Origin of the sequence: Veillonella parvula (assembly GCF_048309325.1) — a bacterium.
GTDB classification, from domain to species: domain Bacteria; phylum Bacillota; class Negativicutes; order Veillonellales; family Veillonellaceae; genus Veillonella; species Veillonella parvula_T.
Map to the genome: position 1 here is coordinate 102,490 of NZ_DBFBTX010000004.1, position 15,385 is coordinate 117,874.

Here is a 15,385-nt window from a genome sequence, read left to right on the forward strand (position 1 = left end):
CTACAATGAAAGTATATTAAGAATCTCTATTATTATGTAACGGTATCGTATACTGCCCTGTATAACACGTATGTTTACTTACGAGGAGGCTCATTATGGAATCAATGGTCGAACGTTTTGTACGCTATACGAGCATAAATACACGGTCTAATGAGGAAAGTACAACCATTCCTAGTACTCAAACTCAAGTAGACTTTGCTACGAATGTGCTCGTTCCCGATTTAAAGGCAATAGGTTTAGATGAGGTTATTTACAATCGTGAAAATGGTTTTGTCATCGGCACATTACATGCTAACACTGATGAGAAAGCTCCTTCCATCGGCTTCATTGCCCATATGGATACAGCTGATTATAATGCAGAAAATATTAAACCTCGTATCGTAGAAAACTATGATGGTAGTGATATTTGCCTCAACGAAGAACACCAAATCTTCACCCGACGTGCCGACTTTCCAAATCTAAAAAATTACATTGGCAAATCTTTAGTCGTAACTGACGGTTTAACACTCCTCGGTGGTGACGACAAGGCTGGAATCTGTGAAATCATGGAAGCTCTCGCCTATCTCGTATCTCATCCAGAAATCAAACACGGTAAAATCATGTGTGCTTTCGGTCCAGACGAAGAAATCGGTACTGGTGCAGACCACTTCGATGTTAAACAATTCCCTGTAGACTATGCTTACACTATTGATGGTGAAAGCCTAGGTCAACTCGAATACGAAACCTTTAATGCCGCAGGCGGTACCGTTATCCTTAAAGGCGTTTCTGTTCACACAGGAACAGCCAAGGGCATTATGATTAACTGTGCTAAACTAGCTATGCAATTTGACGCTTTATTACCAGGAGCAGCTGTTCCTGAACACACCTGCGGTCGCCAAGGCTTCTTTATGCTCATGAGCATGGAAACACAAGTAGATACCGGTAAAATGAACTACATTATCCGCGACCATGATAAGGAATTGTTTGAAGCGAAAAAAGCATTTTTCTTACAAGCAGGTCAAACATTGAACGAAATATATGGTCGTGAAGTATGTGAAGTATCTGTAAAAGACCAATACTACAACATGTACGATGTCATCAAAGATAATATGGAATGTGTAAATGTAGCCAAAGCAGCAATGGAAAAAGCTGGGATTACACCTATTTGTGATCCTATTCGCGGTGGCACAGATGGATCCAAAATCTCCTTCATGGGCATTCCTACACCAAATATTTTTACAGGCGTAGAAAACCTACATGGCCGTCATGAATTCGCATGTATCGATGATATGAAAAAAGCTGTTGAAGTTATCGTTAATATTGTAAATATTGAAAAATAATAGCATTAGCAAAGCAGTAGTAGATAACCAAAAGGACTATACGAGCCTAGGCTCGTATAGTCCTTTTAATTTACATATTACGCAAGCTTATTATTACGCTTACGATTTCTAATTTCTTCCTCTTCAGCGCGAGCTTTTAAAGAAAGATCTCTTTCAGTCCCCACATAACGACCATATAATAAATAATAAGCAACTAGTGCAAGGAGCGCCACAACAACGGTTACATGGAACATACTAGTATAACCTACAACCTCTTTAACAGCACCTAAAATATAGGGGCCAAAGCCTAGCCCCATGTCCAAGGCAATGAAGTATGTGGATGTAGCAACACCAATACGATGAACAGGTACTATTTTAACAGTAACAGCTTGTCCGTTGGACATAAATGTACCATATCCAAGACCAACAAACACAGCCGATAAAAGCACAAGCCATGTGGAGTGAGCGATGGATAATAAGAAAATACCAAGTGCTAAGGATACAAAACAAGGATAAAGAACAAAGTTTTCCCCTTTCATATCAAACACAATGCCAAGCAATGGTCTTGTTATAGTAATAACTACAGCATATACAACAAAGAAGAAGGTACCTGCCATAATAAGATCTAGGTCTTTTGTGTAGGCTGCCATAAAGCCAATAACACCAGAGTAGGCAAAACCGACTAGAATGGAAACAAGACTGATTGAATTCATCCGTGGTTCAATGTAGTCCGAGATTCTAATGCCCTTATGTGCTTCAGATTCGATACCAAGTTTAGGTTCATTAAATTTCATGATTACTGAGCCAATACCACAGAGGATGATAAGTGCAACACAGAATGCGATGATGAAATCATAACCAAGACTATGAAGCATCAAGATACCTAAGAATGGCCCTACTGCAGCTGCTAGAGAGGTAGATAAACCATAATAGTTAATCCCTTCCCCACGGCGTGACGTAGGAATAATAGCAGCTATGATAGTACTTGTAGCAGTAGATGTAATACCATAAGCAAAACCATTTAAGAAACGAACACTATCAAGCATTAGTAAATTAGGTGTGTAGAAATACATAGCCGTTGAAATCAAGTAAATCAATAACCCTAAATAGAGCATCTTGCGACACCCTAGGATACTGATAAACCGCCCTGCCAACAAACGGGCTACAACGGTGCCAATAATATATATACCAACAGCAAGTCCCGCTTGACTAGCCGTAGCATGAAGATTATCTTTTGCTACAACCGCAATAATAACGATTAATAAATAATAAATTAAAAATACTAAGAAATTAATCAAAGTATCAAGGACAAAGGATTTTGTCCACAAGGCCTCCTTAGCCTTATCCATATTATCAACTCCATTTTTTAAATTATTGTCAACCAGTTTGCGACAACGGTTAATTATAAACCTCTCATTATAAAAAACAAGAATTAAAATATTATATATCTCATCAATTTTATTTATAACAAACTACATATTCACAATAAATATGCATTAATTTCCATTTTAATACCTCATATATTTTTACGATATAAAAGCACCTTCAATAGCGACAGATGAGACCAAAAGACTCAAAGCCAACTATTAAAGGTGCTACTTTAAATATTTATTTTGTTTTTAGACCACAAGCTTTGAAGAAATTCTTGTACGCTTCAGCCTTTTTCGGTAGGCTCAACGGATAGGCACGTGATGTAGATGGCAAACGTGTCAATGTCAATTCCCGACCATTAAATACAAAAGGAATTGTTTCACCAGTTTTAGGTAATTTAACCTTTTCTGGTAAAAGGCTCAATAAAATCTCCGTAGCCTTGCCGCCTGTTGTACCAATATGCTTACAGTCAGGGATTTGCTCCAGTACGTCCGCAAGTGGAACTGGTTCAACGACCTTAAGAAATGCATCAGATGCATTCCCTTTTTCGCGAATAGCTTTCAAAACAGTAGGACAAGATGCAATTCCAGCTTCAGACAAAAAGGCTTTAATCTTCTCAGGATCCATCGCTTTTTCCTCACCATTTCTAAAATGATCCTTTTCATCAAAGAATACGAGGCCAAAAACACGCCACATATCATTTTGGAAATTTGGATAATGGAATTCCATAGCACGTTTTGATTGTTCTGGAGGAAATGTGCCCATCATCATGACTGTTGCCTTCTTTGGTAAGAATGGAGGGAATGGTCTTGTTTCAATTGTTTCTGCCATATAGCATCAACTCCTTTCACATTCTAATATGAACTTAATTTTCAATACAATATATGAGATATATCACACATTATAATCCAATTAGCTCCTAGGTGAAAGCAACTAAAGAACTTATTAAAATATATCAACAGACTTACATTATCTATTATTATTGGCCAATTGGTTGAGAAACTAAGGTATTAATATGATCAAAACCAACTGGTGTCGGAGATACGAGATACAAGCAAATTACAGCAGCCACGGCAAAACCGATTGCTAAATAAGAGAAACTGCCATTCCGAGGAAATTCATACATACCAAAGAGGCGTATCCCTATAGCAGCACCAATAGCTGTAATCAAAGACGGTATAGAAAAAATGTTATAAAAGCCGAATACTACCATAAGGCCTGCATAGCCACCTACTACAGTAACCATAGGCAACATGCGATCCATTGGATTTGGAATAGATCGCGTAAGTGCAGCTGGATAATATGAAGCCTCTACGCCAAACATGCCTAAGAATATATTAAAACCAGCCCAAATGCTATCCCATACGCTTCTAAAAGCATCTCTATGCTTGCCGGCATACCATGCAAAGTCCGTAACGATTAAAATGGATAAGCCTACACAGACAAAATAGAATTCACTAGGAATTTTAGGACCTATATAAGCACCTACAGCTGTTGCAACAGCACTCAAAATCGATGCTACTATTACGCGCTGTAAACGAGGTCGTTTATTTTCAGGAATGCGTTTATACACAGTAGCCAATAACTCTAAAACAAAGCAAGCCATAAAAACAGCAATGCCTGCAGCAGGAACAAAGAACGCGCTTACCAAACTCAAAATGAAGGGAATGCACAAGCGCCATTTAGGGAATAAAACAAGATCTTTATAATCTAAACGAATATCTTGTGTTTCCATAGTGAAGTTATTGTACACCACAAAGAGCAACATAAAGGCGATTACGTCAACCGCAGTTGCACCCCAAATCAATAAAGTTGGTACTACAACCATAGATAAGGCTACCCCAGAAAGGCGAGATAAACCAGCAGCCACTAAGCCCAGTAATAAAAACGGGGTTAAAGCAGATATAATTTCGAGCATAATATTCCTCCCATCATTGTATAAATTTAAGTATATAGTATCTACCACACTACATCAAGGAGAGATATATTTTTTCATAGCTAGACGCTTTCGCACAGCAGAGGTAGAGCATCCCATCACCTGTGCAATCTTTGCAACTCCATAACCTTGTGCACGGAGTTTTTTAATCTTATTTTCGTCTAGATCAAGAGTATTTGCCCTTATTTCTATACCTTGCTCTCGCAAATACATCGCCACTGTAGAACCACGTATCCCATAAGCCAGTCCAATGTCATCTGTACTCATGTGATGATGAATATATAAATAAGCCATCTCTTCTACGCGCATAGGCTTTCGAACTTTAGGAAGTAAGCAATTCCCCATATGCCGCAATACATGGTGAACTTTCCATCGCGATATACCATACATACGAGCAATGGCATCTGTACTATTTCCACTTTTATAAGCCCTACATATACGTACTACATCTATAGAGACGTTTTTATTTGATTGCTGACAAGCCAATCCATATTCCTTCAAGCGATTCGCCATCGTCGTAATAGACACATCATAACGCTTTGCTAATGAATGGAGCGACCACTTACCGGTCTCATACAAAGCTTGTACATGAACCATATTGATTTCTTTCTTCAGAGGCCTCCGTTCGATATCGTACGCTTTCATACGGCGCATGATGGTATCTACACTACATTGAAAATAATCCGCCACATCGCGAACGCTCCATTGTTTCTCTATATATAATTGCTGCAACAGCTGTTTTGGTATAACACGCACATTACGATACATAATTTTGCCCTTCCTTATAAACGAACTCCTTCCCCTATTATTGTGAAAGTTTCACTAGGAAAAAACAATAAAAAAGAGGTTCCTAATAGTCACATAGGTGACCAATAGGAACCTCTTTCAATATGTAATTATATGCCCCACATTATGATATGTGACAGTATGGTTGCTATACCACATCAGTGCACAATCCGTTATTATTTATGTTCTAATAAAACCATAATTAGTTTATACGCTTATAAATAGATTGCTTCATTAGCGGTATCTACGTTCAAGAGCTTTAGGTTTACTTAAAATGATCGACCATTTCATGCCCTCTTTTAAAGCATGATTAGATTTACGCCCATGAGTTGAAGTCGCAGCTAGAGCAGTAGGCGCAGTTGTAATGCCTACATTTTCAACAAGAACTTGTCCCTCTTTAGCTGCTTTATCTCGTTTAAACTCAGCTAGTCTTTCACTTAAGGTCGGCCCCGTAACAGCTTCTCTATCTAAGCGAGTCTTACTGGTAGTATAACTCGGATTGCTACTGGAACTTTTCATTGATAAGGCCTCAATATCTCGTTGAGCTGCTGCAGCCTCTTCATTGAAATGTATGTCCTCCATAGTTTGCGATGGAGCTTCTGGTTGCTGATTTACAATCGGTTTATCTTCATAAGAGTCCCGATAAAAGTCATCAACCTTAGATAAATCACCCATAGACGGTTCATCTACCTTGCGTTCTATGGAGATGCCATATTCGCGCTCCATATCTTCCCAAGTTCCGCCACCAGAGCTTTCATACTCATCATATTCTTCAGACTCTTCAGTATTCTTATTTTTTATAATGGAAAAAGCAATGTACGCGATGATACCTAAAACAAAGATTGGATTATGCGAAAAGATGGATAGCACTGAAGACAAAATAGAGTCCATAGCTACTCCTATTCACCATCTGCTAAGTTTTCACGCATTTTAGTGTCTGCAATAATATTGTTCATATTGTAGTAATCCATAACGCCTAGATTACCATTTCTGAAAGCCTCTGCCAACGCTTTAGGAACTTCAGCTTGTGCTTCCACAACCTTAGCTTGCATGTCTTGTGTTTTAGCACGCATTTCTTGTTCTGTCGCAACCGCCATTGCACGGCGTTCTTCGGCACGAGCTTGAGCAATTTTCTTATCTGCTTCCGCTTGGTCAGTTTGCAATTGAGCACCGATGTTACGTCCCACATCTACGTCAGCAATATCGATGGACAAGATTTCGAATGCAGTACCCGCATCAAGGCCTTTACCCAATACAGTACGGGAAATGTGATCTGGATTTTCCAATACATCTGTATGTTCTTCAGAGGAACCTACAGTCGTTACGATACCTTCACCTACACGGGCAATAATTGTGGCTTCACCAGCACCACCAACGAGGCGATCGATATTCGCACGTACAGTAACACGAGCACGAACTTTCAATTCGATACCATTTTTTGCTACCGCAGAAATAATTGGAGTTTCAATCACTTTAGGATTAACGGACATTTGAACCGCTTCCAATACATCACGACCGGCGAGGTCGATAGCTGCGGAACGTTCAAAGGTCAACGGAATGGATGCCCGTTCAGCGGCAATCAAAGCATCTACAACGCGGTCAACGTCACCACCTGCGAGGTAATGAGCTTCCAACTGATTTACATTCACATCAAGCCCCGCTTTATTAGCTTTAATCAACGGCATTACAATTTGAGACGGATTTACGCGACGCAAGCGCATACCTACAAGTGTAAAGATACCAACATTAACACCCGCTGCTAAAGCAGATACCCAAAGCCCTAATGGCACAACATATAAGAATACCATAATACCAATCAGCAGAATGGGAATCAAAATTAAAATACCTACATCCATAATAACCTCCATGATTTACGACGATGTTGTGAAAGCTTAATCTAGCTTTCTAACAATATTGCGACCACCTACAACTCGAAGGACCACAATAGGTGAACCGGCATCGATGAAGTCACCTTCGGTTACAACATCTACCAAATTACCATTAATCTTAGCAATACCTGCAGGGCGTAGTGTTGTATGAGCTACGCCTTCCTTGCCAGCCAAATCTTCTAATACATCATTAGATACATAACCAGCTTTTGTCGTAGACCTTTGCCCTAAGGTAAACAATTTGCCTATCCACGTCTTTTCAAAGTGATTAAAGAACACAATGATAATGACAATTAACAAGGCTGTTAATCCTAGCACAGCATACAATGCTACCGTACCTTCCCCAAGAGCTACATAAACGCTCCATAGAAACGCGCAGTAACCGATAAGACCTAGAATACCGCCTGGTACTACGAGTTCTACAGCCATCAAAGAAACACCGATAGCCATCCATATTAAAAACTCCATAGGCCCTCCTCTCTAAAATTAATTTTATACAACTTATATGTTTATTATACAATATTGAAGATAAATTATAAAGATACTAAACAAAAACGACTACTTTCACAGATACAATCTGATTCAGTAGTCGTTTATTGTATTGAATACAAATCAATTCACTTTAATCTCAAGGTTCTATGCCAAGAGCTTAAAGTCGTATAAGGTTATACTTCTGTTTTTTTCAATTGGTCATTGCCAACGCCTGTTTTTTGAAGGATCAACAAACAAATGCTCATCGCCATACCTACTACAGTAGCAAGCCCCATCCCTTTTAAAACTACAGGTCCAACCGCAAGTTCTGCACCACTAAGACCTACCACAAGGATAACGGATGTAAGAATCATATTAACAGGGTTTGTATAATCCACCTTACGTTCTACAAGCATACGCAACCCAGATGCTGCGATAATGCCGAACAAGAGAATAGAAACCCCACCCATAACAGGTACTGGGATAGCATGAATAAGTGCTGCCACTTTACCAACAAAGGATATAATCATCGCAAGCACTGCAGCACCGCCAATTACCCATACGCTAAAACAACGAGTAATTGCAAGTACGCCGATGTTTTCACCATACGTCGTATTTGGTGTAGCACCAAAGAAACCAGAAAGAATATTTGCAAGGCCATCACCAAGCAAGGATCTTTGTAGACCTGGCTCTTTCATCAAGTCTTTAGCGACAATATTACTAGTAACAACTAAATGACCAACATGCTCTGCAAATACTACGAAGAGCGCCGGCATAATCATGATAATCGCATTGATATCAAACACAGGCATGCCGTAGAACTGAGGCAATGAAAGCCAAGGAGCAGCTTCTACTCCAGAGAAGTCAACAACTCCCATCACAGCAGACAATACATAACCGGATACAACACCAATAAGAACAGGAATAACAGCTAAGAAACCACGGAACACAACAGTTCCTAGTAAGGTAACAACTAAGGAAAACATAGAGATAATAACAGCTTGACTATGGCTCATGCCTAAATCTTGATTACCGATAAGGCCAGACATACTCATCGCTACTGGCGCTAATTCTAAGCCGATAATCGCTACGATAGCACCCATAGCAGCTGGCGGAAATAATTTATCAATCCAACGCGTACCAATATAACGGACGAGAACAGATAAAATAACAAAAGATAGACCAAATATAACGAAGGCGCCCTTTGCTGCTTCATAGCCAAGACCAGCAGATAATACACCTGCTACAGGCGCAATAAAAGCAAAGCTGGAACCAAGATATGCAGGAATCTTACCCTTACACACGAATAAGTATAATAATGTACCAATACCATTCATAAACAATGCTGTTGCAGGGTCTACTTTTAATAAATACGGTACCAATACGGTAGAGCCAAACATGGCAAATAAATGTTGAAAACTAAGTGGTAACATTCGGCCCCATGATGGGCGTTCTTGAATATCAATATAATCTTTCATCATTTCTCCTCACACACAATATAACGATGCTAAGTTCATATAGTACAGTCCTTAAATATACTCTATGAATTTACACAAACAGATTTATCTTATGATACATACGTTAGATATTAACGTTCAAATTTAGTCTATCTACGAGTCGACTTTTTAGAAGGCCGTGGTTTAAACGATCCAGGCATATTTGTCTTATTAGTACGCGTCGTAGCAGCAGGCTTAAAACGACTTTGTGTTTCTTCACGCAAAGATGGTAATGGTTCAGCTGTACCAACTTCTTTTACCCCTTCTACATTACGACGACCAATGCTTGCCAACAACCCAATAGCCATGAAATTCATCAATAATGAAGAGCCCCCATAACTAACAAACGGTAATGGTACCCCTGTTACAGGCATGATACCGCATACCATGGCGATGTTAAACAAAGCCTGACCACTGATAAGCAATGTTATGCCCATTGCTAACCATTTCCCGAATTCATCACGAGCCTTATTAGAAATGCGGAACCCAAAATAGGTAAAAGCCGCAATCAGAACGACAACAAACACTGCACCAATGAAACCCATTTCTTGGGCCCATACAGCAAAGGCAAAGTCCGTATGTGCTTCTGGTAAGTAAAAATACTTTGATGTACCTTGCATAAAGCCTTCGCCTAAAATACCGCCAGAACCTACGGCCAACAGCCCTTGAACTGTTTGATACCCCATATCCTGCGCATGAGGCCAAGGATCAAACCAAGATTGAATACGTTCCCAGCGATATGGTGACATGCGAGCTGCAATAAAGCCAAGAAATCCAGCTATCGCAAACGCTCCGCCAAAGAATTTTCCATCAAAGCCCGCTAAGTAAATGAGCACAAAGGAAAAGCCAAAAATCAGTACGGTCGTGCCCATATCTGGTTGCAAGATTGTTAAGCCTGCAAATATAATTGGCCATATTAACATGGGCAACATATAACTTATACGTTCACTAAAATAACCTTGTAAATTAATGAGAGGGTTAGTATGCTTTGGTTTTCCCCATTTCCGCATGGTACTCAATTTAGCCGACGTCCATATCAAGGCAGCCAATTTCGCAAATTCTGAAGGTTGAATCGATACAGGCCCAATAACAATCCAACGACGCGCACCATTAATGACTGCACCAATCACAAGAACCAAAATCATACCAATTAGTGTAGCAATCATAATTCTTTGCAACATGTGAGGCTTCTGTAACTTACGGTAATCGTAACGATACAATATAACACCAGCCGCCATAGACAAAAACAAGAATGTCATATGTTTTAAAAAGTATCCTAGTAATCCCGTATTTTCATAGATAGAGCTGATATACGTAGCACTAAAGATATTTACACTGCCTATAATTGTAATGAGAAGAATAGGTAAGAGCATACCTTGTAAATCATTTTTAAAGAGTGAGCCCCACCGACTATCCCCCTTATTCGGTGTTTGCATGTTAAGCCTCCTTTTGAACTTTTGGCTTAATTGCTTCTAAGCGAAAAATAGGTTGTCCTTTTTTACTAAATTTCTCTTCATACTCAGTTTTTACATTTGGAAGGTCTGTGCTATGTAAATCATACGTTACATTTTTAAGCTCCCAACCACACGCTTTAAACTCTTCAAGAGAGAACATGAACAACCCTTCATTATCTGTCTTAAAGTGAACTTCTCCACCATCTTTCAAAAGGCGGGCATAACGATCAAGGAATGTGTGATATGTAAGGCGGCGTTTTGCATGTTTAGCCTTAGGCCAAGGATCACAGAAGTTAATATAGAAACGATCAACTTCTCCAGGTGCCACTATCTCTTCGATACCTGCAATATCAAATAGAGAGACCTTTGCATTGTTTCGCTCTCCTTCAAAGATTTTTTGTGCTGCATAATAGATAACACCCATTTGTACTTCAAAACCTACGAAGTTAGCATTTGGATACGCTTCAGACATCCCCGCAATAAAGCGACCTTTCCCCGTCCCTAGTTCCATATATAATGGGTACTCAGGATGTTCAAATAATTCACGCCACTTGCCTTTAAACTCTTCTTGGCCAGACAAAATGATGTGAGAGTCATATTCGTGAATAGCTTCATCAATCCATGGTTTTCTACGAAGGCGCATACTTTCTCCTTACATCTATTTTTAATAATATATTTATATTTGTTTATATTTATTATTACAGGTCATATACCTATCTTATTAATTATAGAAAAGGGGACCTTAAACGTCAATTACATTCTATGGATTTAACCCTAATCATTAAAACTGTGAAAGTAGAAGCCATAAAAAAAAACCTACTTCCGAAAGAAGTAGGTCTACATTTTATTGGAAAATCATAGCTTCTAAATTTTCAATTTGATATTGACTTAAGCCAAGTTCAGATAAACTCTTTTCAGCTGCAGTAAAAAGATTATTTTTACCAACTCGAGTACCTAGTGCTGCCGCAGCGACCAATTCACGGTCCAATTTACCTAAACGTGAACGATTACGATTTTGAGGTTTTGGTTTTTTCATACGGAACGTATTATATTGAACCCCCTCTTTTGTTTCCTCAGCTTTCGGCTTTGTTAAAGGTGCCCCATTAGTGCCATTCCCCAATAAAGCACTAAGTCCTGTTTGCTTTGGAACCAATTTTTCGTACTCATCGCCAAACTCAGGGCGTTCATCACGTAATTGATCAAATGTAGCTAAAGCAGCATTCATTTGTTTCAAGCCAGCAGCAGAGTAAAGTTGACGAATGGCAATACTCACCTCTTGTGGCGTCAACGTGCCTCGCTCAATAGCAGATGCAATTACACTCTTTAATGCACCTTGATCACCAGACGCAGTATAGCGGCCGATTTCAACCAAGTCTTTCTGACGTGCATTAAGCTCTTTTGGCGTATATATATTTATCTCAGATATAGATGGTGCCTGTTTAGAAGGTTGTTCTCCCGCCCCATTAGCCTCAAACATATAGCCACCGGCAACGATGGCCACGGCTAATGTTAAGGTTAATACTCTTTTCAAAGTCTTACAATCTCCCTTATCATTAATACTAATTGTATAATACTGCAATAGTAGCGTACATTATCAATGGATTTATTTTACTGTTCTACTGTAATACATACTGTAGATATTATTATATAATACTTCATCTAATTTTTATAGTCCTATTCGAAAAAAATCTATAATCTTTTAATAAATTATATATATTTATCTATAAAAATTATATATTTATAAACCACACTTAATTATAGAATGAAATTGAACAAATAAAAAAATAACACAGTAGAAATCTGCCAATTCCAGATTTCTACTATATTTACAGAGAATTATTTATTTAATATTTTATCAAACTAAACAGATAACACTTGTTTTGCATCCGCCACAATCTGATCTAGAGAAACGCCATTTTCTCGTAACAATTCAGTTGCATCATAACGATCGTGGAATTCTTTAGCAATACCATAATTTTTAACACGCATATTAGATGGACCATAGAAGCTAGCTACACGCTGACCCCAACCGCCTTCAACGACACCATCTTCTAACGTAAATACTACAGAATGATTTGCTTTCAATTCTTCTAGTAGTTCTTCATCAAGTCCAGATGCAAATTTAGGGTTTACTACAGTTACATGGATACCGTCTTTAGCCAATTCATCAGCCACTTGATTAGCCAAATGGTAAAAATTACCAAGACCTAATAAAGCAATCCCTTCACCACGGCGAGTCACTTCAGATTTATTCAAGATGCTATAATCCGTTGTATCCGCTACACCTGTAGTTGTGAATTCACCTACAGGAACACGAATTGCTACAGGATGCTCATGTTGATGAACTGCATACTCGGTCATAGCTAACAATTCTTCATTATTAGTAGGTGCTAAGTATACTAAATTAGGAATGCTAGTAAGCATAGGAATATCAAAGAACCCTAAATGAGTTACATCATTCATACCATACACGGAGGCATAGTGATTGATAATAACAGCACTATTGTTATTTACACAAAGATCTTGTACCAATTGGTCATAAGTACGTTGTAGGAAGGTACTATATACATTAAATACTGGTTTACCACCATTTTTAGCGATACCAGAACTCATTGCGATGGCGTGTTCTTCTGCAATACCTACATCGATGTATTGTTTGCCTGCCGCCTTGCGCCATTCAGGAGTAAAACCAAAACCTCCTGGTGTACCTGCATTAATAGCTACTACCGTTGGGTCTACCTTAATTTGATCCATCAAGTAATTAGCAATGGTACCAGCATACGTTGGACCATTCTCCTCTTCTTTTGGTTTGCCTGTTTCTAAATCAAAGGGCATTGTCCAATGGAAGGCTTCTTTATTTTGCTCTGCAATAGCATAGCCCTTACCCTTTTGCGTAACTATATGTAACACGATTGGATGATCAATGTCTTTTACAGCCTTAAATACATCAATCAAGGTTTCCAAATCATTACCATCTGCTACGAAGCGATAATCCAAACCAAGAGCCTTGAAAATATTGTTAGGGCTTTCACCGTTAGACTCGCGCAATTCACGAAGGCCACGATACAAACCACCATGGTTTTCTGCAATGGATTGGTCATTGTCGTTGACGATAATAATCATATTACTGTTTAATGTTGCGGCATAATCAAGACCTTCAAAGGCTTCCCCACCAGATAAAGAACCATCACCAATGATAGCAATAATATTTTCAGAGTCTCCCTTTAGATTTCGAGCAGTAGCCAGGCCAGATGCTAAAGAGATCGATGTAGAGGTATGACCAATGTTAAAGAAATCATGGTCACTTTCAGTTGGGTCCGTATAGCCTGTTACATCATCATAATGATCATGATCTAAGAACGCTAAGGCACGTCCTGTAACCATTTTATGTACATACGATTGATGGGATACATCATATACGATTTTATCTACAGGAGAATTAAATACATAGTGCAAGGCCATAATTATTTCTGCTGCACCCATAGGTGGACCAAAATGGCCGCCGTGCTCAGAAACCTTTGTCATGAGAGCTTGACGAGCTTGTGCTGTCAAATCTGTTAATTCAGAAATAGATAAGCCTTTTAAATCGGCTGGGGATTTTATATCAATTAAGTTCATGGTAATCCTTTCAATACAAATTATAATTACTTCAACTACAATCACTATACATCAAATAGTATAAAGATTATAAAGATTGTCACTAAAAATAACTAGTGTTATACTTCAAGTATGTACCTAGTATAAAACTTAAAGTTAGGTTTAAGTCAATACACCTTACATTTACAATTTTTATATCCATCTATAAATGACATATATATTAGGAGCTTCAATGACATATACTGTTGGCGAAATCGCAAGAAAAACTAAATATAGCACCTTCTGCTTTGCGTTATTACGACAAGGAGGGCTTATTGCCCTTCGTAGAACGTTCTAGTGGAGGTATCCGTATATTCCGCGAAGAAGATATGGATTGGCTAGAATTAATCGAATGTATGAAACGTACGGGTATGCCTATAAAAGAAATCAAACATTTTATCGACTGCTGCGTTGAAGGCGATAGCCGCATCAACGATCGATTATCTATTATTAAAAATCAACGAGATCGTGTGCTAGCAGAAATTGAGCACCTACAAGCTCGCTTATCTATGCTAGAGTTTAAAACCTGGTTCTATGAAGAAGCACAACGTCGAGGCACTTGCAGCTTTTATGAAACAGCAACCCCTAATGATATCCCACTTGAGTATCATAAATATTTCGAACGCAAGTGGCGCGCCGATAAAGAAGCCGCCGAAAATGGTGAACCACCTAAAAAATATAAAGCTGTATAACAAAGAGGAGCTATCCAACGGATAGCTTCTTTTTTTGTATAGCAAAAAGGCGGCACAACCAAATGGTTGTACCGCCTTGATTCATCAATTATTCAGCAGTGAATGGCAATAAAGCAATTGCACGTGCACGTTTGATAGATGTAGTCAATTTGCGTTGATGTTTTGCGCAAGTACCGGAAATACGACGAGGTAAGATTTTACCGCGTTCAGTCGTAAAACGACGAAGTTTAGCAACATCTTTATAGTCGATTTGATCGATATGGTCTGCACAGAAAACGCATACTTTTCTTCTTGGCTTTCTGCCTCTATCTCTTCTCATTGCGAATCCTCCTTTTCGAATTAGTAGGAGTCCCTGA

At 38.8% G+C, this 15,385-nt stretch carries 15 protein-coding genes; 2 read left to right on the forward strand and 13 right to left on the reverse strand.

Going from position 1 to position 15,385, the window contains the following annotated elements:
- Window positions 1-95 precede the first annotated feature (95 nt).
- Entirely contained in the window at window positions 96-1,319 is a 1,224-nt protein-coding gene (gene pepT, locus ACMKPP_RS03060; protein WP_004693751.1) for a peptidase T, read from the forward strand.
- A gap of 77 nt (window positions 1,320-1,396) precedes the next feature.
- On the opposite strand, the gene ACMKPP_RS03065 is transcribed toward pepT, so the two are convergent.
- The 12 genes from ACMKPP_RS03065 to ACMKPP_RS03120 form a co-directional block, all read right to left on the reverse strand.
- A complete protein-coding gene (locus ACMKPP_RS03065) occupies window positions 1,397-2,683 on the reverse strand; it encodes an MFS transporter (RefSeq protein ID WP_155086384.1) in 1,287 nt (428 codons plus the stop codon).
- 223 nt (window positions 2,684-2,906) lie between these two features.
- On the reverse strand, window positions 2,907-3,500 hold the full coding sequence (locus ACMKPP_RS03070; protein ID WP_008602839.1) for a DNA glycosylase: 594 nt from the start codon (window positions 3,498-3,500) through the stop codon (window positions 2,907-2,909).
- 148 nt (window positions 3,501-3,648) lie between these two features.
- Window positions 3,649-4,587 (reverse strand): hypothetical protein, encoded by a 939-nt coding sequence (locus ACMKPP_RS03075; RefSeq protein ID WP_039965362.1) that lies wholly within the window; start codon window positions 4,585-4,587, stop codon window positions 3,649-3,651.
- 54 nt (window positions 4,588-4,641) lie between these two features.
- Window positions 4,642-5,373 carry a sortase gene (locus ACMKPP_RS03080; RefSeq protein WP_008602843.1) on the reverse strand — a complete coding sequence of 244 codons (732 nt, stop codon included), beginning with the start codon at window positions 5,371-5,373 and terminating at the stop codon, window positions 4,642-4,644.
- A 252-nt stretch (window positions 5,374-5,625) separates the two neighbouring features.
- Complete coding sequence (locus ACMKPP_RS03085; RefSeq protein WP_008602844.1) at window positions 5,626-6,282, reverse strand: hypothetical protein; 657 nt, start codon at window positions 6,280-6,282, stop codon at window positions 5,626-5,628.
- Between the two features lie 8 nt (window positions 6,283-6,290).
- Window positions 6,291-7,247 carry a flotillin-like protein FloA gene (gene floA, locus ACMKPP_RS03090; protein WP_004693762.1) on the reverse strand — a complete coding sequence of 319 codons (957 nt, stop codon included), beginning with the start codon at window positions 7,245-7,247 and terminating at the stop codon, window positions 6,291-6,293.
- A gap of 36 nt (window positions 7,248-7,283) precedes the next feature.
- Complete coding sequence (locus ACMKPP_RS03095) at window positions 7,284-7,748, reverse strand: NfeD family protein (RefSeq protein WP_418369290.1); 465 nt, start codon at window positions 7,746-7,748, stop codon at window positions 7,284-7,286.
- Window positions 7,749-7,945: 197 nt separating this feature from the next.
- Entirely contained in the window at window positions 7,946-9,229 is a 1,284-nt protein-coding gene (gene uraA, locus ACMKPP_RS03100; protein WP_008602848.1) for a uracil permease, read from the reverse strand.
- A gap of 128 nt (window positions 9,230-9,357) precedes the next feature.
- Window positions 9,358-10,683: an FtsW/RodA/SpoVE family cell cycle protein gene (locus ACMKPP_RS03105; protein WP_039965363.1), complete on the reverse strand. Its 1,326-nt coding sequence runs from the start codon at window positions 10,681-10,683 to the stop codon at window positions 9,358-9,360.
- Window position 10,684: 1 nt separating this feature from the next.
- Window positions 10,685-11,344, reverse strand: a complete 660-nt coding sequence (gene trmB, locus ACMKPP_RS03110; protein WP_008602852.1) for a tRNA (guanosine(46)-N7)-methyltransferase TrmB — start codon at window positions 11,342-11,344, stop codon at window positions 10,685-10,687.
- A 201-nt stretch (window positions 11,345-11,545) separates the two neighbouring features.
- Window positions 11,546-12,232, reverse strand: a complete 687-nt coding sequence (locus ACMKPP_RS03115) for a carboxymuconolactone decarboxylase family protein (RefSeq protein ID WP_038125785.1) — start codon at window positions 12,230-12,232, stop codon at window positions 11,546-11,548.
- A 329-nt stretch (window positions 12,233-12,561) separates the two neighbouring features.
- On the reverse strand, window positions 12,562-14,319 hold the full coding sequence (locus ACMKPP_RS03120; protein WP_008602856.1) for a 1-deoxy-D-xylulose-5-phosphate synthase: 1,758 nt from the start codon (window positions 14,317-14,319) through the stop codon (window positions 12,562-12,564).
- Window positions 14,320-14,612: 293 nt separating this feature from the next.
- Here ACMKPP_RS03120 and ACMKPP_RS03125 point away from each other — a divergent pair, with 293 nt between their 5' ends.
- Window positions 14,613-15,029: a MerR family transcriptional regulator gene (locus tag ACMKPP_RS03125; protein ID WP_008602858.1), complete on the forward strand. Its 417-nt coding sequence runs from the start codon at window positions 14,613-14,615 to the stop codon at window positions 15,027-15,029.
- A gap of 88 nt (window positions 15,030-15,117) precedes the next feature.
- Here ACMKPP_RS03125 and rpsR read toward each other — a convergent pair whose 3' ends face one another.
- Window positions 15,118-15,348: a 30S ribosomal protein S18 gene (gene rpsR / locus ACMKPP_RS03130; RefSeq protein WP_004693795.1), complete on the reverse strand. Its 231-nt coding sequence runs from the start codon at window positions 15,346-15,348 to the stop codon at window positions 15,118-15,120.
- Window positions 15,349-15,385 lie beyond the last annotated feature (37 nt).